General features: G+C 48.1%; 20 protein-coding genes and 1 riboswitch. Of the genes, 8 read left to right on the plus strand and 12 right to left on the minus strand.

Features of this window, described 5'->3' with window-relative positions; all coding sequences use genetic code 11:
* Window positions 1–12: 12 nt before the first annotated feature.
* On the minus strand, window positions 13–432 hold the full coding sequence (locus tag P364_RS0104625; RefSeq protein ID WP_024628985.1) for a hypothetical protein: 420 nt from the start codon (window positions 430–432) through the stop codon (window positions 13–15).
* 306 nt (window positions 433–738) lie between these two features.
* Window positions 739–1,977, minus strand: a complete 1,239-nt coding sequence (gene fabF, locus P364_RS0104630) for a beta-ketoacyl-ACP synthase II (RefSeq protein WP_024628986.1) — start codon at window positions 1,975–1,977, stop codon at window positions 739–741.
* A 142-nt stretch (window positions 1,978–2,119) separates the two neighbouring features.
* Between fabF and P364_RS0104635 the strand changes: the two genes are divergently transcribed.
* Window positions 2,120–2,983: a helix-turn-helix transcriptional regulator gene (locus P364_RS0104635; protein WP_024628987.1), complete on the plus strand. Its 864-nt coding sequence runs from the start codon at window positions 2,120–2,122 to the stop codon at window positions 2,981–2,983.
* A 127-nt stretch (window positions 2,984–3,110) separates the two neighbouring features.
* Here P364_RS0104635 and P364_RS0104640 read toward each other — a convergent pair whose 3' ends face one another.
* The 10 genes from P364_RS0104640 to P364_RS0104685 all read right to left on the minus strand — a co-directional run bounded on the left by P364_RS0104640 (window position 3,111) and on the right by P364_RS0104685 (window position 14,275).
* Window positions 3,111–3,950, minus strand: coding sequence for a MetQ/NlpA family ABC transporter substrate-binding protein (locus P364_RS0104640; RefSeq protein ID WP_024628988.1), 840 nt, complete (start codon window positions 3,948–3,950; stop codon window positions 3,111–3,113).
* 78 nt (window positions 3,951–4,028) lie between these two features.
* On the minus strand, window positions 4,029–4,697 hold the full coding sequence (locus P364_RS0104645) for a methionine ABC transporter permease (RefSeq protein WP_029880724.1): 669 nt from the start codon (window positions 4,695–4,697) through the stop codon (window positions 4,029–4,031).
* A complete protein-coding gene (locus tag P364_RS0104650) occupies window positions 4,687–5,505 on the minus strand; it encodes a methionine ABC transporter ATP-binding protein (RefSeq protein WP_024628990.1) in 819 nt (272 codons plus the stop codon). Before P364_RS0104650 ends, P364_RS0104645 begins: the two co-directional genes overlap by 11 nt.
* A 131-nt stretch (window positions 5,506–5,636) precedes the next feature.
* A complete protein-coding gene (locus P364_RS0104655; RefSeq protein ID WP_152532668.1) occupies window positions 5,637–7,925 on the minus strand; it encodes an outer membrane protein assembly factor BamB family protein in 2,289 nt (762 codons plus the stop codon).
* 109 nt (window positions 7,926–8,034) lie between these two features.
* Window positions 8,035–8,829, minus strand: coding sequence for an energy-coupling factor transporter transmembrane component T family protein (locus tag P364_RS0104660; RefSeq protein ID WP_024628992.1), 795 nt, complete (start codon window positions 8,827–8,829; stop codon window positions 8,035–8,037).
* A complete protein-coding gene (locus tag P364_RS0104665) occupies window positions 8,804–10,312 on the minus strand; it encodes an ABC transporter ATP-binding protein (RefSeq protein ID WP_024628993.1) in 1,509 nt (502 codons plus the stop codon). Before P364_RS0104665 ends, P364_RS0104660 begins: the two co-directional genes overlap by 26 nt.
* Window positions 10,313–10,906 (minus strand): ECF transporter S component, encoded by a 594-nt coding sequence (locus P364_RS0104670; RefSeq protein ID WP_024628994.1) that lies wholly within the window; start codon window positions 10,904–10,906, stop codon window positions 10,313–10,315.
* A 629-nt stretch (window positions 10,907–11,535) separates the two neighbouring features.
* A complete protein-coding gene (locus P364_RS0104675) occupies window positions 11,536–12,204 on the minus strand; it encodes a pectate lyase (RefSeq protein WP_024628995.1) in 669 nt (222 codons plus the stop codon).
* Window positions 12,205–12,569: 365 nt separating this feature from the next.
* A complete protein-coding gene (locus P364_RS0104680; protein WP_024628996.1) occupies window positions 12,570–13,445 on the minus strand; it encodes a radical SAM/SPASM domain-containing protein in 876 nt (291 codons plus the stop codon).
* A 137-nt stretch (window positions 13,446–13,582) separates the two neighbouring features.
* Window positions 13,583–14,275, minus strand: a complete 693-nt coding sequence (locus tag P364_RS0104685; protein ID WP_024628997.1) for an aspartate/glutamate racemase family protein — start codon at window positions 14,273–14,275, stop codon at window positions 13,583–13,585.
* Window positions 14,276–14,561: 286 nt separating this feature from the next.
* Between P364_RS0104685 and P364_RS0104690 the strand changes: the two genes are divergently transcribed.
* From P364_RS0104690 to P364_RS0104720, 7 genes are all read left to right on the plus strand, one after another.
* Window positions 14,562–15,722 carry an iron-containing alcohol dehydrogenase family protein gene (locus tag P364_RS0104690; protein ID WP_024628998.1) on the plus strand — a complete coding sequence of 387 codons (1,161 nt, stop codon included), beginning with the start codon at window positions 14,562–14,564 and terminating at the stop codon, window positions 15,720–15,722.
* Window positions 15,719–16,771: an ABC transporter substrate-binding protein gene (locus P364_RS0104695; RefSeq protein WP_024628999.1), complete on the plus strand. Its 1,053-nt coding sequence runs from the start codon at window positions 15,719–15,721 to the stop codon at window positions 16,769–16,771. The genes P364_RS0104690 and P364_RS0104695 overlap by 4 nt, the downstream gene beginning before the upstream one ends.
* 16 nt (window positions 16,772–16,787) lie before the next feature.
* Window positions 16,788–17,582, plus strand: coding sequence for an ABC transporter permease subunit (locus P364_RS0104700; protein WP_052016495.1), 795 nt, complete (start codon window positions 16,788–16,790; stop codon window positions 17,580–17,582).
* A 24-nt stretch (window positions 17,583–17,606) separates the two neighbouring features.
* The gene (locus P364_RS0104705) at window positions 17,607–18,383 is read left to right on the plus strand and encodes an ATP-binding cassette domain-containing protein (RefSeq protein ID WP_024629001.1); all 777 of its coding nucleotides are present in this window, start codon (window positions 17,607–17,609) and stop codon (window positions 18,381–18,383) included.
* Window positions 18,384–18,407: 24 nt separating this feature from the next.
* Window positions 18,408–19,520 (plus strand): histidinol-phosphate transaminase, encoded by a 1,113-nt coding sequence (hisC, locus tag P364_RS0104710; RefSeq protein WP_024629002.1) that lies wholly within the window; start codon window positions 18,408–18,410, stop codon window positions 19,518–19,520.
* Between the two features lie 114 nt (window positions 19,521–19,634).
* A riboswitch (TPP riboswitch) is annotated at window positions 19,635–19,737 on the plus strand.
* Window positions 19,738–19,906: 169 nt separating this feature from the next.
* Entirely contained in the window at window positions 19,907–20,674 is a 768-nt protein-coding gene (locus P364_RS0104715; protein ID WP_024629003.1) for an ABC transporter ATP-binding protein, read from the plus strand.
* 13 nt (window positions 20,675–20,687) lie between these two features.
* Complete coding sequence (locus P364_RS0104720; protein WP_024629004.1) at window positions 20,688–21,464, plus strand: ABC transporter permease; 777 nt, start codon at window positions 20,688–20,690, stop codon at window positions 21,462–21,464.
* Window positions 21,465–21,481 lie beyond the last annotated feature (17 nt).

Here is a 21,481-nt window from a genome sequence, read left to right on the forward strand (position 1 = left end):
CCTCGTCACTCTCTACCACAGACGCCCGGCAAGCATGGTAAAACGGATAAATACCACGTTATCGTCTTCCTGTATAATCAACGGCTCATCCAGTCCCTGCAACTCTTCATCATTGAGAAACACTTTGAATAACCCATCTTCATATGCGGTTATAGCTGTATCCATGGCGCCTTCTATATCAGGAACCCCTTCGTTGTAAATCGCGCCAAAGCCAACTTTGCCTGCTTCCCCCTGCTCCTGAATGTCCTCTGGCATCAGGTAGGCAAGCCATTCCGCTTCATTATTCTTGTCCTGAAGAGCCTTGAGTTGCTGAGCCACCATGTTCTTAATAAGCTGTCTCAGCGTATCGGTTGTTTCCGGAAGTTCAGCAGCTTGTTTGGCAAGTGCCGGCTTGCGTTTCCCCAGACTTTTCACCGTAATCCACACGTTCACTGCGTTCCCTCCTATGTATAGCTTTATGTTAGAAGAAGCCTCTATTCGCCCTTATATCTATACCACCAGGGAAAATGGACCAAACTTAAGCTTCGTCCTATTTCGTTTTTCATTTAAATATGCGTACATATGTGCCCCTATTGAACATTCTAACGAATATCACGACCATATTCATGGGCCAATCCTCATATTTACATGCAACTAGCGAACTAATGACCTATATAGCACTTTCACAGCCGGATCAGTCTTCCCGCAGCAAATAAAAAGAGAACAGTGCGCCCTCGGACAGTCACTGTTCTCTGTATGTTAAGATGAATATTTCTGCAAAATAATAACCGCATTATGACCACCAAAGCCAAATGAGTTGGACATCCCAATCTGCATATCAGCTTCTCGTGCAACGTTGGGTACATAATCGAGATCACATTCCGGGTCGCCCTGCTCTTGATTGATCGTCGGTGGAATGATGCCGCTACGCAAGCTTTGAATGAGTGATATGGCTTCCGCCCCACCAGCCGCACCCAGCATATGCCCGGTCATCGATTTGTTTGCCGTTACCGGAATATCATAAGCTTTTGCACCGAACAGCTGCTTAATCGCTTTGGTTTCGGAGAGATCACCCGCCTCCGTACTGGTGGCATGAGCATTAATGACATCAATCTCATGCGGTTGAAGCTGCGCATCTGCCAGAGCAGCTTTCATGGCCAAGTAGGCTCCACGCCCTTCCGGATGGGTGGCCACCATATGATACGCGTCTGAACTAGCACCATATCCAACGATCTCCGCAAGGATGTTTGCGCCTCTAGCGAGGGCGTGAGATAGGGACTCCACAACCAGAACCCCAGCGCCCTCAGCCATGACAAAACCGTCTCTGCCTGCATCAAATGGGCGGCTCGCTCCTTCATACGCTTCGTTTCGTGTAGATAGCGCCGTTGCATTACCGAAGCTTGCCAGCGATACTTCGGTGACAGCAGCCTCCGTCCCGCCAGCAAATATCACATCTGCCCCACCGTGACGAATCAGCCGGAAAGCCTCACCTATCGCGGTATTACCGATCGAACAGGCTGTCACTGGCGAGAGAGTGGGGCCCCAACAGCCAAACCTCATGCTCACCATGGCCGCAGCCATATTGGATATCATCATGGGCACCAGTGTTGGACTGACTCGTGCAGGCCCACGTTCAGACAGGAGTTTGCCTTGTTCCATCAGGGTCTGTATTCCGCCAATGCCGGAACCGATATATACGCCAACTCGCTCCCTGTCCACATGATCCATCACAAGACCGGAGTCAGCCAGAGCCTGATCTGCTGCCGCAACAGCAAATTGCACGAACCGATCCATACGCCGTGCTTCCTTTCGTCCAAACCGTGCCTCTCCGTCAAAATCACGGACCACTCCTGCTATCTTCGTTTTGTAGGACGTTGTGTCGAACGCCTCAATAGGCGAAACTCCTGATTTGCCTTCCACCAATCCATTCCAAAATGTATGCACATCATTCCCCAAAGGAGAGATAATCCCCATTCCAGTAATAACTACACGTTCCATAATGCATCCTCCTTCAGTGCTCTTTCCATACTTGTTTCGTTCAGTTATGCACTTATATTGCCATTCGTATTATCCTATTACAAGTTGTCAAATATAATAGTATAATGACTACCATGATAAACTCAGGATTGAAGGTGATGGCATGAACCATGATGTCAGACTACAGGCACTATCCGCTTTTCTGAAAAACCAACGCTCCAAAATCTCTCCGGAATCCGTCGGATTACCCGCAGGGACACGCCGAAGAACACCAGGATTAAGAAGAGAAGAAGTATCCCAATTGGCTGGTGTAAGCACAACGTGGTACACCTGGCTTGAACAGGGCCGGGATATTCAGGTATCTCATTCCGTGCTGGATAACATCGCTTCAGCTCTCAAGCTGACTGCGGATGAACGGAAATATTTATTTTCCCTTGCTCTGGAGTATCATTCGGAACTTTATATCCTGGATGAGAAGCCGCTCCAAATTCATCCTTCCTTGCAGAAAATATTGCAGGAACTTCGCAATTGTCCCACAATCATCTCGGACCGACGCTGCCATATTGTTGGCTGGAACGACGCGGCCCGGCATGTGTTTATGGACTTTGAACAGATTCCTGCAGAACAACGGAACATGATCAGTTTGTTGTTTGAGCGAAAGGAATTTCGTAGACTGGCCGTCAATTGGGAGGATTTTGTTAGTGGATTTCTGGCTATTTTCCGTGCTTATTACGGTCAATATGTCGATGATGAATGGTATAACCTGTTTTTGGATGACATGATGGACCGATATCCTGATTTTCATACCCTTTGGAAACAAAGCAGTGTTAGCAGTGCCCCTGATGTGTTGATTGAATTTAGACATTCCAGAGCTGGCAAAATGCTTTTTGATCTTACCTCGTTACAGGTTCAGGGAAATGCTGATTTGCGGTGCAGCATCTACACACCTGCAACAGACACCGCTACCGAGCGGAAATTGATCCGCCTCATGGAGCCGAAGGCAGAAGGTGATTCTGATAAAAGCTGATGCTGCTCTTTCTCCTTCACTCCGTAATGCAGGTTAACAAAAAAGACCCAGGCGATGAGGCCTGGGTCTTCGTATTTGTCTTGGATCATAGGTTTAAAATCATTTCAGTTGCAGATGAACTGGGATCTTATTTAAAAGCCGGGATCGCAATATCCGCATACTTCTCTTCAAAGAAGGCCTTCACTTCTGGACCCGCCATACGCTTCGCCAGTTTCTGAATGGCTTCCGAATCCTTGTTATCTTCCCGGGCAACCAACGTAATGGCAAAATGGGAATCATCCTTCTCCGTAAACAGCGCATCCTTCTTCGGCGTAAGTCCAAGCGGACTCGCATAGGCCGGAGTCATCGCAACCAGATCGGCATCATCCAGCATGCGGGCCAGCATCAACAGATCTACTTCTTTGAACTTGAAGTTTTTCGTATTCTCCGTGATGTCTGCTTGCGTTGCATTGAAACCGACGCCTTCTTTCAGCTTGATCAGGCCGTTCTGTTCCATCATCACCAGCGAGCGTCCAATGTTCGACGGATCGTTGGCAATCGCTACCGTTGCACCTTCAGGCAATTCTTCCATGGATTTATACTTCTTGGAATATGCTCCGTAGATCGCATTGTAGATCGGTTGCACAGCTACCAGATTAGCGTTATTTGCTTCATTGTACTGATTCATGTAAGGTACGTGCTGGAAGAAGTTTGCGTCTACTTCTTTGTTCGCCAATGCAGTATTCGGTTGAACGTTATCCGAAAGTACAACTACTTCCAGATTAACGCCATCTTCTTTCAGCAATGGCTTCACAATATCCAACACATCCGTCATTGGCGGAATCAAAGTAGCTACTTTCAACGTCACTTCTTGTCCGGCTTGGCTACCTTCCTTGGTTCCTTCCGCCGCAGGTGTTTCTTCTTTTTTGCCGCATCCGGCTGCTACCAGCGTCACTGCCAGCAGCATGAGCATTAGTTTTGCTTTCATCTGTATATTTACCCCTTCATCATGTAATCTGTATTGGTCATGCTGTATTTCATTTTTTCTTTGCTGGCCTGTCCCTAATCAGGATCTGCGATCAAGCCAGCGGGATAATCTGCTGCCTGTGAATTGGATCATCTGTACCAGGATAATCATAATGATAATGGTAAATACCATGATTTCCGTCTCAAATCGCTGATAGCCATAACGAATGGCAAAATCACCAACCCCACCACCACCGACGATCCCCATCACCGTAGAGTATGAGATGAAACTGATGGTGGCAGTTGTTAAACCGAGGACGAGTCCTGAACGGGCCTCCACATACAGGAACTTCACCACAAGTTGCATAGTCGATGCGCCCATGGAAGAAGCTGCTTCAACCACACCTTTCGGTACATCAAGCAATGCTTGTTCTACCAGTCTGGCATAATAAGCAATTGCGATGATCGAGAGCGGGACGGTTGCCGCGAGCGTCCCGATGGATGTTCCAACGATCAGGCGGGTGAACGGAATCATAAATACGACCAGCAACAGAAACGGGAAGGAACGAATGATGTTAACAAGACTTCCCAGAATCGTGAACAGAGGTCGATTCTGATAACGTTGCCCTTTTCTGAACAGATACAGCAGTGTACCCAGTGGCAACCCGATTAACACTGCCGCCGTGATGGAGATCCCCACCATAACAAAGGTTTCCCCGATGGCTTGCCATATTTCATGCTGATACTTCACAACGGATTCAGGTATCATCGTTATGATCCTCCTGACCGCCATGAAGAGAGGCATTTCGTCCGATAATGGATATATCTTCACCCATCAGTAAGGATGTCAGTAAATCAGGCTGCGGTACCGGTATACTGCGTACTTCCGCTTTCGACAGCGTTTTGACAATCCGTCCCTCTTTCATCACTGATATCCGGTCGCAAAGCTTTCGGGCAACCTCCATCTCATGCGTAACGAGTACAATCGTCACACCCAGCGTTTCATGGACATGACCCAGCACATCCAGAATTCCACTCGTTGTCTGCGGATCGAGCGATGATGTTGGTTCATCACAGAGCAGCACATCCGGACGACTGGAAAGCGCTCTTGCGATGGCAACACGTTGCTTTTGCCCTCCGCTTAACTGTGCAGGATATTGATTGGCCTTATCCTCAAGTCCGACAAATCTCAATACTTCCTGTCCCCGCGCAAGCCGCTCGGAACGGGAAACGCCAGCAAGTTCCAGAGGCATGCAGACATTGCCAATCACTGTCCGATTGCTAACCAGATTGAAGTGCTGAAAAATCATGCCAATGGACCTTCGGGCCTGACGCAGACTCCGCTCACTCATCCGGGTCAGATGCTGCCCATTTACAATGACTTCGCCGTCATCCGGTTTCTCCAATCCATTGAGCATGCGCAGAAGCGTGGATTTCCCTGCACCACTGGAGCCGATAATGCCGTGGATCTCTCCCTGGCCTACTTCCAGGGAAACCGAGCTTAGCGCCTCGAATCCCTGATCCTCACGGGACCCACGCTCGTTATAACGCTTGCTTACCCCGTATAATGAAATCATGGGAGATTCCTCCTGCGATTGATCGTACATGGTCCTTTAAGAACACATGAAGAAAGCCCGCACAGCCGATAACCGGAGCGCGAGCAATCCTGTTTATCTATAATAAATCATCATTCGACATGAAACAAGCTTTAACGTGAGATATCTGTGTTCAGATCACTTGCTTCATACATACTGAACCGTCCGTTGGACGACCCGATATAGATTTCATTTCCGAGCCGATTCATGGTTCCATTCTTCGCATCCCGATCACGATGCTCCGGGCTTCCCATTACAACGTCATGTACACGACCAATCAAGGTACCGTCATGTTTATCCATGATCAGAAGATCCTCACCCATCGGCAGCAAAAGCTGATCATCAATCACCAGGTAACTCCCCTGATTGGTAGGATATCGAAGTGACGAAATCGTGTTTTGTGCATTCCAACGTGTTTCTCCTGTATCATATGCAAGGGCTGCTGGATAACCGTTTTTGATTACATATAATTGATCGTCCTCCACGAGGACCCGTTCAATTTTGTCGTTCAGCGTCCATCGTTTTTTACTACTCTTGGCATCATACAAGGTGGTTGTGAAATCTGCATAATCACCATACATTTCCCCGTTTTTGTGCTCACGGATGAGTATCATGCCGTCATTCAGCACTTCGATTTGCTGTCCCATCCGGGCTGGAAACTGTGCATGCTTCTTACCTGTGCTCAGATCGACCAGCACCCACAGGTCATCCAGCAACATCCAGCGTTCTGGCTGTGCAGCTGCAAACGGATCAAGGCGGATGATTCCATCAAAATAAGGATTCCGATCCAGAGGCTCTATCGTCGATTTTGACGCAGCAATGCTCCACACCGTACGGCCAGATCGCGGATCGGCTGCAATCAATTTATCCTTTTCCCAATACATGACATAAGGATCTTCTGCGCTCTTGTTCAATAATTCATAGCCGGCAGTTAGTTTACGCTTCCATAATGTTTTTCCGTTCTTGCTGTCCAACACGGTTAACCAGCTATTGCTTGAGCCTTCAACAACCGGACTATCAACAACGACTGCATCCTTTGCGGCAGTGATGCCATTCAATCTGAATTTTTGCTTGGGATTATACTCCCATACGACATCACCGCTCTTCAATTGGAGGTGGCGTATACGATCCACGTATTCTTTCTTGTCAGGGTCATAATCGGTATACATTGTAACGTATTGGCGTCCTGCATCCACCTCTACCTGCTGTCTCCCATACCCCGCATTGATCTCCCATAATTTCTTACCGGAATGTCGGTCAAGTGCATACATTGAACTCTCATAATGAAAACCACTAAATCCACCGTCATCCCCTTTCATCAGGAGCACATCATCTGTAGCTGTTTGCAAAAAGGTATAATTGATATCCCCTTGATTCGTCCATATGGGTTTCCAAGGTAATGTTATCGGCAATGATTTGCCTGTGATTTTGGTGGTGAATTCGTATTCATCCGAACGACCGAAGCTCCAATCGGACTCCACCTTGTTTCGATCATCTTGTGGTATGTTCCAGCGTGTTCTGGCAAGCCTGCCGTTCTTATTGAATGTCACCAAAAATTGGGCATCTGTTCGCTCATATCGCCAGGTCTGTCCAATACTCATTGCATAACCCGTGTCATTCAAATTGGCCGAATTCTCTTTCCAATCCGGTTCACCGAGCCATTGTTTGACTTGTTTGGAGGTTGTCTTTTTGTTCAGCATGATATCCGTCAAATGGCGTACAGCCAAAGCCGACTGCGATGCATCCTGTTGAAACCAACCATCCGCTACAATGGCTTGCTGCTCTATACTCTGTGCCTTGACCCAGAGCAGTGCAGGTCGATAAGTGAATGATTCCTTGTTCCAGCTTCGTGGAGCGATGGAAACGCCATACCAATCCTTCGTCGCTGCAACAATCACCGCCTGGTCTGTAAGGGATGGACTTGGAGCCCAGCTTGTCGAGCTTCCCGGAGCCAGATACAGCTTACTTCCGGGATGAAGACTGAACGTTTGGGGAGTTATAGTCTTCAAACTTCGACTTTCCTTGGATGCGTACCAGCCGGGAATCCAGAATTCCCCTCTGCTGTAATCCTCGAATTTGATCCATTCGCCGCGAACGGCTTGTATTTTAATTTTCTCATTGCTTGAGGTGTAGTATTGTATTCCCATCAGATCAACGGGCACTTTGTTATCTATAACTTGGGTGTACAGGGGCATACCTGCCTCCAAATTCAAGGTATCTCCCTTTTTATAAGTCGTTTTCGCTTGTGCAGACAAGGCTTGAGTTGTCGAACCGGAGCCCTGTCCTGCCCGTGGTTCCGTATCCATTTCCACCAGCATAAACCCCGTAACCAGTACGGCCGATATTCCAGCTACAGTGATCCATAGGTACCCCGTCTTTTGCCACATCGACCCTCTCTTCACGCTCGTTCACCTCATCTATTTGAAGTTATTTCCATTAAAGACGTTTTGAACAAGGAAAAGTTACTGTTACTCCCAAATATATTTACCAAGCATGAAATAATTACAGGTCTCACCTTACATCCACAAGCATTGAATTATAAGGGAATGTGATCCCCAATAGATAAGCAGCCGTTAACATGATGATAAAATACCCCACAAACCATACATCCGCTTGGGAGTACCCAATCTGAACATAAAACGTCCGGCTCCCGCCTTCCTTGAATCCTTTCGCTTCCATCGCCACCGCCATTCGCTGCGCACGGCGGATACTCTGTGCTAGTAGTGGAATAGCATATCGTTTCAGGATGCCGTATACATTCCAGCGGGAGCCGCGCTGCCTCGTTCCCCGAATGCGGATGGCATAACGCAGCGTCTGGAATTCATCCAGCAAAATCGGGATCATTCGCATAGCCGCCACAAAACTATAAGCATACTTGGGTGGGAGCCTCCACTGCTGCATGAGAGAATAAAAGAGACGAACAGGCTTGGTCGTCAGGCCGAACAACAATCCAGCCGCCGCCATACTTAGCGAACGAAATCCAAGATGTAACCCGCGATAGAAGCTCTCTTCGGTAATATGAATCAATCCCCACTGAAACCAGGTGGTCTCGCCTTTACCAAACATGATCATACCTGTGGAAGTTGATATAAATACCAGAATGAACGGAGACGCGTACAGCAATAATCTGGGCCATGGGTGACCTGTCCAGACCAACAATAACAGCATGACAACTGCCACATTAGCCATTACATTCAAGTTGTGAACAAGGATGACGAAGACAAACAGCAATGTCAGGAAAATCATTTTCAATCCCGGATTCACCGCGTGAAGCCAGGTCTCACGATGAGGAAACGAAAGCTGCATCCGTTAACCTCCCCTCATCCACCGTCCAGATCCGGTTGCAATAATGCTTCACGATTTCCCGGTCATGCGTAACCATCACAATGGCGGTCCCTTCACGCCGCAGCCGTTCCAGCTGTGATAACATGGCAAAGGTATTGCGCGCATCCTGTCCAAATGTAGGCTCATCCAGTAACAAAATACGCTGTTCTCGCACCAGAGCAGACGCTACACTCAATCGGCGTTTCTGTCCCATCGACAGTTGGTAGGGATGCCGCTCGGACAGCTCTGTCAGTCCGAATTGCTCCAGCATATGATCAGTTCGAACATTTCTTTCTTTGGCAGTTAGTTTGCCGCCCAGCAAGGAAAATCCCACTTCTTCCCGGGCCGTATTTGTCACGAATTGAAATTCTGGATTCTGGAATACAAAAGCAATGTGATCTGCAAGCTGTTCCGTTTTTCCGGCCGATTGTCCTTCCACAACATAATGACCTGTCGTTTTTAGGATATTTATCATGGACAGCAATAATGAACTTTTACCTGCCCCGTTAGCTCCGACAATCGCCACCCAATCTCCGTAACATACCTTGGCCTGTTCCACCTGAATGAATGACGTTTTTCCGCGCCATCCGGTGAATTGCTGCATTTCCAGGGCTGGCCGGAGTTGAGCAGAAGCTCGCTCTTCTTTGTTACCCATACTTTCAGTTTCTGTGGTCGCATAAAGAATAGGCTCTTCTTTGACCATCACCTGTGACCTCGTCTGGCCCCGCTCTTCCCAAACCCCAGGATACCAAATTCCGTATTCTCTCAGCATATTCCGTCCATCCGTAAACACCTGATTCGCAGGGCCATCCGCTACAATCTTACCTTCAGGCGATAAAACGATGATTCGGTCTACCCACTCGACAATTTCATTAATTTTATGTTCCACAATAAGGAGTGTTTTGTCCTGTGCAATCTGTTTCACCGTATCCCACACCTGTGAGGTTCCTTCATCATCCAGCAGCGCCGTTGGTTCATCCAAAAAGAGTACGTCCGGCTCCATTGCAAGAATCGAAGCCATTGCAAGACGCTGCTTCATGCCCTGAGACATGGATTGTATCAGTGTTCGATTATGTTCAAAGTGTAACCCGACTTGTTCCAAGTATTGATGGATAAGAGCTGGCATCTGCTCGCGTGGAATATTCCGGTTCTCCAGGACAAAAGCAATCTCTTCATCCGTATATGACATACAGAACTGGGTATCCGGATCTTGAAAAACAATGCCGGGCTGTTCAGGCACCTGAATATCGTCGCACTTCATCGGAATCTCCACAGATCGCGGAATCAGACCGCTCAGAATTTGCAACAAGGTCGATTTGCCCGAGCCACTGGGTCCAAGTAACAACACTTTCTCCCCTTGACGCACAGAGAGAGACAAGCCTTGAAACACCAAGGCCTTCTCTCCCGGGAACTTGCATCTTAGATTCGTAACACCTGCCGCCTGCGCATTCCCCTTCGTGATCATCTAGTCCAATGCCTCATAATCCTGCTTTGAAACTGGTCTGAGTGAGCGCGTAACCCCTGTCAGCTCCAGCGCTTTGGCCAGATAATAGGCGAATACACCCGCAATCAGAATACTGCCTATGAAGCGGAAGCCGATAAACAGCGTATAATTCCAAGCCGAGAGTGAATCGATGTACCCGTACTGATAATCCAGCAATAGCGATGCCGCTGCTGCTCCAATCGCTGCGAGGCAGGTGACAAACAGGTTCGTTTTTCGATACAGCATTGCAGCAAAGAATATCTCTGCCCCCAGTCCTTGAAACAAGCCATACACCAGTGTGGACATCCCCCACTCACTTCCAAGAAAAGCACTCACTGTTGATGCCGCAACTTCAGCGAGAATAGCCACGCCCGGCTTACGGATAATGACAAAAGCAAACGTGCCCGCCATAAACCACATGCCATAGATCATCTGCTCTGCATGAACGCCGAACGGTTTCATCAGATCATACGTTGGGCCCCATATTTTGTAGATCACTCCAAACACAACTGCAATCACGATCGTTACCAGGATATCGGTTAATTTCAATTTGTTACTGCGTACTTCTGTCGACATGTTCTCTACTTCCTTCCTCTGTTTCCCTTGGATTATAAAAAAACAAAAAAGCCTCCCCGGTTACCAGGCAGGCCATACGCACAGTTTACAATTCTCACGATGCTACGCATTAGGCAAATATGGAGATAGAAGAAACAAACGACAACATCCCCGTCACATCAGAAAAAATCCTGCTGTATCCAAGAAACGTTGACATGTATCATCTATTCCTTATCCTTACCATTGCACATCGCAAATTCATGTTCTCTACGCTGGCATTACCCAGATCAGATATACGGTCAGCGGCACAAGGCCACTCTCTCAGCCCAACTTCATTGAGCTCCCGGTTCACTTATTTCATTGCTTCTACTGTACAACACATGGGTATTGGTGACAATCCCGATAAGAGAAAATCAAGTTTAACCTAGGGGAAAGAGTGATTAAATATATGGTTCTTCTTGCGGAAATATGCTTCTGCATCTCACAACGGTGTAAATGGGAGCGAATAGTGTGTCAGGTTCATTTAGACCAAAAATAACGTCAACAAGGGTTGTCCCCCGTCATTGTCATGACATATGGGACAGCCCCTTTTAATTGGCATGCTTCAACTCGTTTATAGGAAAACGATTACGAACCGACACGAACCGTATTTAATATTGCGTATTCCCGGATTGACTTGTTTTGCCTGATGCAAAGCCTTTAAACAAGGTCGGTACTTTGGAGTAACGTGTATTTGTAATTTTCCCTTGCGATGTACTGCTGTCCGTACGCATAATAGAATCTTTAACATTGGAAATGTCCGAGTTGTCGAGCGTCATGTTCACCGCGAAGGTTGTCCCACCATTTTGACGCACCAGCTTGCCAATATCGTCTGCACGGAAATTTTTAATGTTAATCGTCCCCGCTGCATTGATTTGAAACACTTTATCATAGGCTTTGTAAGCTGCCCCGCCCGTAATGTTGACCGTTCCAGCTGACTTCAGAGTCAGAGCGTCCTCGCCTACATCCTCCCAAACCACATTTGATATCGTACAGTTACCGTAACAATGAACACCGTCAGCTGCAGGCGAACCGATAATCACATTTTTGAGCGTAGCGCCTGCCTCCAAGCGAAATACCGGCTTCTGATCTTCTGCTTGAGATCCATCTCCCAGTGTGGAGGGGTTAGCTACATAGGTTTGGCCTTTGCCGTCAAACGTTTCACCCTTGGCTACAATAATTGTTGAGTTTACAACGGTAGGTGCAGCTAAAGCGGGGATTGCACCAAATAATGAAGCGACCAGACCGGCGGACAGCAACAACGTCAACATTTTTTTCATAACTTAAATCCTCCCTTATTCTGATATTTGGCGTACAAGCAAGAGCTTGTCCTTACGGAACCCCTCAGAGGTGCACCTCTGGTTCGGAACCTACCCTAATCCTACCAAAAAAGGGATGTTACGATAATAATCATTAGCTTAGATATAGAAACGCCAGCATCATGCCTGTGATCTCGGCATTTTTTGCAGCGCACTTCAACGTCGAATGTGCCGATCTCAACTTCGGGTATGCCTTATTTACAACTCGTAATCTATGGTTAGATGCTCCTTTATCGTTCTGAGAAAAAACGAAAGACCACTTCATCTGTTTCCAGACAATGTGATCTCTATTATTTTGAATCTAATTATATTTATTAAATTACGCTTTAGGCTCCAAACCGTTGACGATATCCGCACTTCCGACATAATTCCTCCACCGCTTCCCGTTTGGAGAAACCATAGAACAGATTGTTCGCTCGTTCACCATCTACTATCTCCGAGAACGATTTTTCGTGAACGTTGCCCAAGTTAATTACACCCTCACCGTCGAGGCAGCATGGAACCACAGTTCCATCGACCAACACAGCCGCCTGACTGCGAAGCGCGTGGCAGAAGCCTTTACCGTCATCTTCCGGTGCATCCAGACTCGGCCACTGGAACTCGTGGTCCTGATTCAGGTACACATTCGGGGCAATTTTGACGCCACTCCCCGGCACAACCTTCTCCTCGATGCGAAAATCCAGATTGAACTCCCGTTCAAGAACCTCCAGCGTCTCCCGGTTTCTACTCATCTGGGCATTCGTGAAGTTATCCTGCGTCAGATTCCAGAGTCGGAATGAAATAATGACATTGTGCTTCACGGCTTCCCTGACAAAAGACAATACATTGCCCAGATAGCCCTCACGGTCTGTGGAACCTTCGTGACCATCAAAGCTGTGCAGAGAGAAGTTCATTTGGCGCAGTGCCGGTTTACCGAGCAGCTTGTGCTGGGTCTTGGGCAGCAGCGTTCCGTTGGTCGTAATGTTGACCTTAAATCCTTTCTCATGTGCGGAATCCAGTAACAGATCAATTTTGGGATGAAGCAAAGGCTCGCCTTTAACATGCAAATAAATATGTTTGGTATGGGGTTTAATCTGATCCAATATATTGTTGAAGACTTCAGGGTCAATGAAATTTTTGGCACGTTTGGTCTGCGGACAGAAGCTGCATGCCAGATTACATATACTTGTGATCTCAATATATACTTTCTTGAACGTTTTCAACTCGGGGTCCCCATTCTGCTTAGGAGGGAGAACAGTCCCACCCTCATTTGTGATCCGGCTCTTATGCGCCACCACTATTATATCGGGTTCGGGAGCCAAGGTAAATCCGAGAACCAGTTTATCTGGTTGTGTCAAAATTATTTAGCTAATGCCAAATTAACAGATTCCATGGCATGTATTCGTGTTGTATCAAATAATGGAACTTCTGAATCCTCTGGTTTTACTAATAATCCAATTTCGGTGCAACCTAATATTATCCCCTCAGCTCCATCATCAACTAACCTCTTGATTACCTTTTTATAATAATCCCTTGATAATTGTTGAATTTCCCCTATACATAATTCCTCATATATTACTTTATTTATTACTTTTCTATCCACTTCATTCGGTATCAGAACCTTAATACCATTTAATTCAATTCGTGTTTTATAAAAGTCTTGTTCCATCGTATATTTAGTTCCAAGTAAACCAACCGTACTTATTTTGGACTTTTGAATTTGATTTGCTGTTGAATCGGCAATGTGTACAATGGGTAAGCTCACTTTTTCTTCAATATGTTTAATCACTTTATGCATCGTATTTGTACACAATACAATCATTTCTGCTCCTGCTTTTTCCAAAGACTGAGCAGCATCCCCTAATAATGTACCAGAGCTTTCCCAATCACCTTCAGCTTGATAGCGCTCGATTTCTTCAAAATCCACGCTATATAAAATGCACTTGGCTGAATGCAATCCTCCCAATTTAATTTTCACTTCTTCGTTAATAATTCGGTAATATTCTAACGATGATTCCCAGCTCATTCCACCAATAAGGCCAATAGTTTTCATAAACACTCCCCCTTTTCATTTGATATATCCCGAAAGCAACATATAGAAATTTAATAGAAATTGTACCGTATCTTTCTTATTAAATAAACCTGCCCCAGTAAGAGGAGTAGAGAGTCGATGTTTCTCTTTTCTCCTTTCTATTGTCACCTATAGATTCTTTCAATCGAAGTATAGGATGTATTGATTGTCCAGGTTATTGTGGTTGAAGGATCGCAATGCTAGAATCTAAACAATTTAAAAACCTAGTTAAAACGTAAGAATAATAAGTTATAAAGGGAGTGTATCCATGATTACGGTTAAAGCACCCGCAGTATATGAACACGAAGCTAACATTCTTGAGCAAAGCGGATCGCGTATAGCACAGCTTGGGCAGCATGTTCTCATCATCGCTGGTGAGTCTGCGTTGAAAGCCGTACAGCCCAACCTTCTGCCTTCACTGGAAGAGCATCAGGTCAGGTTCCATGTACAGCTATTTCGTGGGGAAGTGACGACAGGTCAGATTGATGCGTTCACCCAGCACGCTTTCAATCTGGACGTCGATCTGATTATCGGTGTCGGAGGCGGCAGGGTACTCGATCTGTCCAAAGCCGTTGCGGAGCAGGCGAACCTTCCGATTGTGACCGTTCCAACCATTGCAGCAACCTGTGCCGCATGGTCTGCCTTAACCGTGCTCTACGATGAACAAGGGCAGGCTGCTGGATATCGTCCCCTCCGTCGTTCTCCGAATCTGATTCTGGCTGACAGCCGCATCCTGGCAAGTGCGCCCAAACGATATTTGGCCGCAGGCATTGGCGATACGCTGGTCAAATGGCATGAGTTCGCGGTCAACCTCAGTGGAAACAGTGCCGGTCTTACGCTGCGAAACAGTGTCAGCACAGCCAAGCTTGCACTCGATATTCTGGATGCACATGCTACCGATGTCTATGAGTCCCCGGACACTACCGGAAATACACCGCAATTCCGTGATGTTATCGACGCTATTATTGTCCTCGCAGGGCTTGTCGGCAGTATCAGTGACGGATCCCTCCATGCGGCTATAGCTCACGGATTACACGATAGCCTCACCAGATTGCCTGAGACGCATGCTTCACTGCACGGAGAAAAGGTAGCTTTCGGGCTGTTCACCCAATGGATTCTCGAAGGCAAAGCAGATACCGAGCTGTATGAGCTGCTTACTCTGTTACACAAGCTGAATCTGCCCATTACCCTTGCCCAGCTTGGCATACATAGTCAACCACAGGAAGCTGCTGTACGCATTGCAGCTGGATTGAAATTACGGGAAGGCAGTGCAGAACACCTCTCCTTCGGGGTGAGCACAGCACAGGTAACCGAAGCCATTCTTCAAGCGGACCGCATCGGCCAAGCGTTTATTGCATCCGGCAGCTTCAATGAGTCTGATAAGCCCACTGAGAGAATTTCACATACCAAGGAGGTTTCTTCCCTATGATTCGTCGAAATCGCCGTCACTCCATACCTTTAACCGCTCTTATGAGCGCATTTCTCCTACTCATTGTATCGGGCTGTTCTACAGGAGCTGATCATCAGGCTACAGGTACGGGCACAACACCTACAGCCGCCTCTAATTCAACCAATGGCGTTTCCATTCGGGTAGGCCAGACTGGATGGGGCAATCTTGAATTAGGGCTGAAGGCAGCCGGGCTCGATGACACCCTCTACACAGTGCATTACAACGTATTTCAGGGCGGCAATCTCATCCTGGAAGCGATGGCCGCAAACCAGCTTGACTTTGGTGTGACTAGCGAGATCCCTCCTATTTTTGCCTCCCAAGCTGAGAACGGTGGGAGCTTCAAAATCATAGCCGTACAACAAGGCAGCACATTAAATCAGGAAGTTGTTGTACCCAAAGATTCAGCGATTCAATCCATCGCTGAATTGAAAGGCAAGAAAGTCGCATTTGTAAAAAATACAACAGCCCACTATTTCCTGCTCAAAATGCTGGAGGAAGCTGGATTAACCTGGAGTGACATCAGCCCCGTCGAACTTACGACTGCTGATGGCCTCAGCGCCTTGATCAGCGGAAAAGTGGATGCTCTCGCCAGTTACGGCAACGCCATCATCTCCGCACATCAGAATGAAGCAATCACCATCGCCAGCGCCAAAGACATTCTGTCAGGCAGCTTTCTTGTTGCTGCCTCGGATCAGGCCCTTGCCGATGAAGATCAGAAAAAGGCTCTCGCCGATTATTTGGAACGAATCAATAAATTTAATGAATGGGCTCGCACACATCAGGAAGAATGGGCTCAAATTACTGCTGACAGCACCCACCAGCCATTGGAGCAGGCACTTAAAACCTACAGGGACGGAGAAGCCCAACGGCCTTCACGCATTGTTGCCATTTCTGACAATGCACTCAAGTCCGAACAGGATGTAGCGGATACGTTCCAGCAAGTAGGCATTTTTGATCAAGCGGTAGATGTAAGCAAGTTCTGGAGTGATGTACTTAGCGATCAGTTGCCAGCTGCTGGAGGCAAATAAGAACAGGCAAGGAGGTATGCTTAACGTGCGTTCCAACATATTCAACCGGACATGGTTCAACCGATTCATCCCTTTTGTCGTACCATTGCTCATTCTGGCTTTATGGCAATGGCTCACAGCGTCTGGAGTCGTTGCAGCCAATATATTGCCCCGTCCCGCTCAGGTACTGGAGGCTTTCATTCGGCTGCTTCGTAACGGTGAGCTGCTGAACAATATTAGTATCAGCGCGCGGCGTGCCCTAGGTGGATTCATCATTGGCGGTGGTCTCGGTTTCCTGCTTGGTGTGCTGAATGGCATCTCTACCCTTGCGGAAAAGGTGGCAGACTCCTCTGTCCAGATGATCCGTAATATCCCACATCTTTCGTTGATCCCCCTCGTTATCGTATGGTTCGGGATCGGTGAAGAAGCGAAACTGTTTCTCGTTTCCCTGGGCGTCTTCTTTCCCGTATATCTGAATACGTTCCACGGCATACGGTCGGTCGATCCCGATCTGATTGAAATGGGCAAGGTGTACGGCCTCAGCCGTTGGTCGCTCTACAGGGACATCATCCTGCCGGGTGCGCTGCCTTCCATTCTGGTGGGCATTCGCTATGCACTTGGCATCATGTGGCTGACACTCATCGTAGCGGAGACGGTTGCGGCGGATGCAGGAATTGGATACATGGCGATGAACGCGCGGGAATTCATGCAGATGGATGTGATCGTCTTAAGCATTCTGCTATATGCCCTGCTGGGCAAGCTGTCCGATACCATCGCCAAATGGCTGGAACGGCGCTGGCTGCGCTGGAACCCGGCTTTATCCCGCAAGTAAAGCCAAAGGAGCGTGAACTAATCCATGAGCACAAGTCAGATCAGTCCTTTTCTTCAAGTAAACGGGGTTCAGAAATCGTATGATCAGCGGACAATTCTATCTGACATCAACGTCAATGTAAGACAAGGGGAATTTGTAGCCATCGTTGGACGAAGCGGTTGTGGTAAAAGTACTTTGCTGCGTCTGATCGCCGGGCTGGAAGCCCCCTCTTCCGGGAGCGTTATGCTGGGCAACAGAAAACTTGGCAGTACGGCACCCGAGACACGGTTTCTGTTTCAGGAAGCCCGTCTGCTGCCTTGGAAATCCGTGCTCGACAATGTACGGCTGGGCATCCCCGACAAGAACAAGGAAGATGCACGCCAGTCACTTCAGAATGTAGGACTGGGAGAGCGTGAAGGCGACTGGCCGGGCGTATTATCCGGCGGGCAAAAACAACGTGTCGCCTTGGCACGGGCACTCGCCAGTCACCCGCGCTTACTGCTGCTGGATGAACCGCTGGGTGCGCTGGATGCATTGACCCGAATTGAGATGCAGCAATTAATCGAACGCTTGTGGGTGGAAGAAGACTTGACCGTCATTTTGGTTACCCACGATGTTAGTGAAGCGGTGGCCCTTGCGGACAGAGTCCTGTTAATCGAGGATGGTTATATAACGATGGATACCCGAATTACGCTGGAGCGGCCACGCATTCGGGACAGCGGGTTTGCTCATTTTGAAAACCTGATTCTGAATCGATTGTTGACTCCTCCACAAGAGACACCACAGCAGATTGCCCAGAAACAGATATCATTCTCGATCTAATTCCACTGGAAAGAAGGCATGATTATGCGATTCCTTTCACCCGTTCCCTCTCCTCCTGTTAAAGACCTGTTGAATCAAATTCCGGCTTATACTCCTGCCAAATCCATGGAACAGATCCGGCGGGAGCTGGGACTGGAAAGTGTGGATCGACTTGCAGCGAACGAGAATCCGTTTGGTTCTTCTCCCCTGGCTGCGGAAGCGGTCAGATCGCTGGGCTCCGATCTTCTGGCACAATACCCCGACGGTTCCAGCCAACTGTTACGTGACAAACTTGCGGGGCGACTGGGTGTCAGTACATCCCAACTGGTATTTGGTAGTGGATCATTCGAGCTCCTGACCCTTACCGCCCAAGCCTATCTTAATCCGGGCGAGGAATCACTCATTCCGATACCCTCCTTCAACTGGTATAAGGGCGCAACGCTACTGGCAGGCGGTATCATCCATGAAGTGCCTTTGGTCAACCATTCGCTGGACCTGGAGAAATTCCGGCAGCAAATCAACGCTTCAACCCGAATCATCTGGCTGTGCAATCCGAATAATCCGACCGGAACTATATTTACCGCAGAGGAACTGCATCGTTTCCTCGAGCATGTTCCCTCTCATGTGGTGGTTGTCCTGGACGAAGCGTATTATGAATTTGTGGAGAGCGAGGATTATCCCGATACGGTCAAACTGCTGGAGCATTACAATAATCTGATTATTTTGCGGACCTTCTCCAAAATATATGGACTTGCCGGCCTGCGAATCGGATATGGCATCGGGAATGAAAGCATCATTGAAGGCATTAACCGGGTCAAGCTGCCCATCAGTCTGACCGCTACCTCTCAGGCAGCCGCTTCGGCCAGTCTGGATGATCATGAATTTGTCTCTCACTGCCTGCACTACAATCGTGAGGGACGGGAAACGTTAATGCGATCCTTTGATCAGTGGAAATTGCCCTATATTCCTTCCCATACGAATTTCATCATGGTCAATCTGTTACAGGATAGCGGCCCCATTACCAAAGAATTGTTGAACAGAGGCATCTCTGTCCGCGGCGGTGCCGAATTCGGTATGTCTACCTGGCTTCGGATTACGATTGGCACCCCTGAGCAGATTGCCCGTTTGATCCGTGAGCTGGGTGTACTCATTCACTAGTCGGTACATGCTTCTTCTCTCATTCATTTATCTTCTCACCACGACGTGCCTGATCCTGCTCTTTACATTCCGCTTCATTGTGATATATGCTGAGTACACAACTGCATATCTTGCACATTGCACTAGGGGGGCCTTGCGGCTGAGATGAATCGAACGATTCGGACCCTTTGAACCTGATCTGGATTATACCAGCGGAGGGAAGTGGAGCGGCCTATCAATAAGCGGATTTTTTCATGTTAATGATGAAATTTAATATGAATTGAACGTATAGACCCACTCATTTCTCTGGAAATGGGTGGGTCTTTTTCGCGTTCTGCGGCAGATCAGAAGGTGTAATTAAAGATCCCGCAGTTTGAAGTTTAAATCAGAAGGGGGAACGGAACGAGATGGATAACGACATAACCATTTACAAGATGAGCTTTGCTTTCCCGGAAAAAAGGGATTCCCCCGTACTCTCCAATGTGTCGAAGCGTGTAGCGAAAGGCGAATTCGTCTCCCTCATCGGTTCCAGCGGCTCCGGTAAAAGCACTCTCTTCAAGCTGCTGGCAGGCTTGCTTGAGCCAACCCACGGAACCATCGAAATTCCGTGGGTTCGAGAAGGAGAGCGACTTGGACGCGTGGCCTACATGCCGCAAAAGGACCTCCTGTTATCTTGGCGAACCGTCATGGAGAATTGTATGCTCCCCTCCGAACTTGCTTCAGGGCGGCAGGACAAGGCAAAGATTCGGGCGGACATCCTGGCTGGCCTCGACAGATTTGGCTTATCCGGCTACGCGCATGCGTACCCGGACGAACTGTCCGGCGGCATGCGGCAGCGAGTCGCAATGCTGCGCACCCTGCTTACAGGCGGCCAGCTGATGCTGCTGGATGAACCATTCGGTGCACTCGATGCCCTGACCAAACGGGAGATGCATCGCTGGCTGCTAGAACTCTGGGGAAGTTTGGGCAAAACCGTGTTGTTCATCACGCATGATATTGAAGAAGCCTTGCTGCTCAGTGATCGAATTATCCTGTTAACTCCAGGGGGACAAAGCCAACAGCTGCAGGATATAACGGTACCTTTGCCGCGTCCAAGACATTCAGACATGATCTATGAACCGGCTCTCGTTCAGATGAGACGACTACTGGAGGAACAATTGCATGCGAAACGGTAACTGGAGATGCAGCATGAAGGATAGTGTAAAGCGTTGGCTTGCCCGTTATGGTCTGTTTCTCTTGCTCATGCTGTTACTGCTCGTCATCTGGGAGTGGATTGTGAATATGGGATGGGTGCCCTCCTTCATCATTCCAGCCCCTACGGCAATTGCCAGTTCGCTATATGAGCATCGCCGACTCCTGTTGGCTACACATTTACCTGCTACCTTGATGGAGGTTGTCGTTGGTTTTGGCTTGTCCATTGGTGCCGGAATTGCACTTGCGACAGGCATGCATATGAACCGATCCATTGAAAAGGCGTTATATCCCTTCATCGTAATTAGTCAGACGATTCCACTAATCGCTTTGTCCCCCGTCTTTATCCTGTGGTTTGGCTACACGCTGTGGAGCAAAGTCGCGGTGGTATTCCTGATCGCGTTCTTCCCGATTGTCGTGAGCACCTATGATGGCCTGCGCCAAGGCGATCCGGAGCAGCGTGAACTGCTGCTGACGATGGGGGCCAACAAGTGGGATATTTTTCGCAAACTCCAGATTCCACTTGCCCTCCCCTCCTTCTTTTCTGGACTGAAGATGTCTGTGGTGTACTGCGTAGTTGGTGCAACGATTGGAGAATGGCTCGGCGGAAGTAAGGGACTTGGCTATTTCAGCCGCAGAATGTCGAGCAACATGAACACGGATGCCATGTTCGCCGCTATTGTGCTGTTATCCTTGCTTGGTATTGCCCTGTTTGTACTTATTGCATGGCTGGAGAAAAGATTCGGTACACAACGTCATGCAGGTAGATTTTAAAACAGAAAAAGGAAACG

It is taken from the genome of Paenibacillus sp. MAEPY2, assembly GCF_000499205.1.
Taxonomy (GTDB): Bacteria; Bacillota; Bacilli; order Paenibacillales; family Paenibacillaceae; genus Paenibacillus; species Paenibacillus vandeheii.

Excerpts from the sequence above, each read along its gene's own strand:
- P364_RS0104640 (WP_024628988.1), bottom strand. The coding sequence starts at position 3,950 with ATGAAAGCAAAACTAATGCTCATGCTGCTGGCAGTGACGCTGGTAGCA.
- P364_RS0104650 (WP_024628990.1), bottom strand. The coding sequence starts at position 5,505 with ATGATTTCATTATACGGGGTAAGCAAGCGTTATAACGAGCGTGGGTCC.
- hisC (WP_024629002.1), top strand. The coding sequence starts at position 18,408 with ATGCGATTCCTTTCACCCGTTCCCTCTCCTCCTGTTAAAGACCTGTTG.
- P364_RS0104685 (WP_024628997.1), bottom strand. The coding sequence starts at position 14,275 with ATGAAAACTATTGGCCTTATTGGTGGAATGAGCTGGGAATCATCGTTA.
- P364_RS0104635 (WP_024628987.1), top strand. The coding sequence starts at position 2,120 with ATGAACCATGATGTCAGACTACAGGCACTATCCGCTTTTCTGAAAAAC.
- P364_RS0104720 (WP_024629004.1), top strand. The coding sequence starts at position 20,688 with ATGAAGGATAGTGTAAAGCGTTGGCTTGCCCGTTATGGTCTGTTTCTC.
- P364_RS0104670 (WP_024628994.1), bottom strand. The coding sequence starts at position 10,906 with ATGTCGACAGAAGTACGCAGTAACAAATTGAAATTAACCGATATCCTG.
- P364_RS0104660 (WP_024628992.1), bottom strand. The coding sequence starts at position 8,829 with ATGCAGCTTTCGTTTCCTCATCGTGAGACCTGGCTTCACGCGGTGAAT.
- P364_RS0104715 (WP_024629003.1), top strand. The coding sequence starts at position 19,907 with ATGGATAACGACATAACCATTTACAAGATGAGCTTTGCTTTCCCGGAA.
- P364_RS0104675 (WP_024628995.1), bottom strand. The coding sequence starts at position 12,204 with ATGAAAAAAATGTTGACGTTGTTGCTGTCCGCCGGTCTGGTCGCTTCA.
- P364_RS0104695 (WP_024628999.1), top strand. The coding sequence starts at position 15,719 with ATGATTCGTCGAAATCGCCGTCACTCCATACCTTTAACCGCTCTTATG.
- fabF (WP_024628986.1), bottom strand. The coding sequence starts at position 1,977 with ATGGAACGTGTAGTTATTACTGGAATGGGGATTATCTCTCCTTTGGGG.
- P364_RS0104665 (WP_024628993.1), bottom strand. The coding sequence starts at position 10,312 with ATGATCACGAAGGGGAATGCGCAGGCGGCAGGTGTTACGAATCTAAGA.
- P364_RS0104705 (WP_024629001.1), top strand. The coding sequence starts at position 17,607 with ATGAGCACAAGTCAGATCAGTCCTTTTCTTCAAGTAAACGGGGTTCAG.
- P364_RS0104690 (WP_024628998.1), top strand. The coding sequence starts at position 14,562 with ATGATTACGGTTAAAGCACCCGCAGTATATGAACACGAAGCTAACATT.
- P364_RS0104700 (WP_052016495.1), top strand. The coding sequence starts at position 16,788 with ATGCTTAACGTGCGTTCCAACATATTCAACCGGACATGGTTCAACCGA.
- P364_RS0104645 (WP_029880724.1), bottom strand. The coding sequence starts at position 4,697 with ATGATACCTGAATCCGTTGTGAAGTATCAGCATGAAATATGGCAAGCC.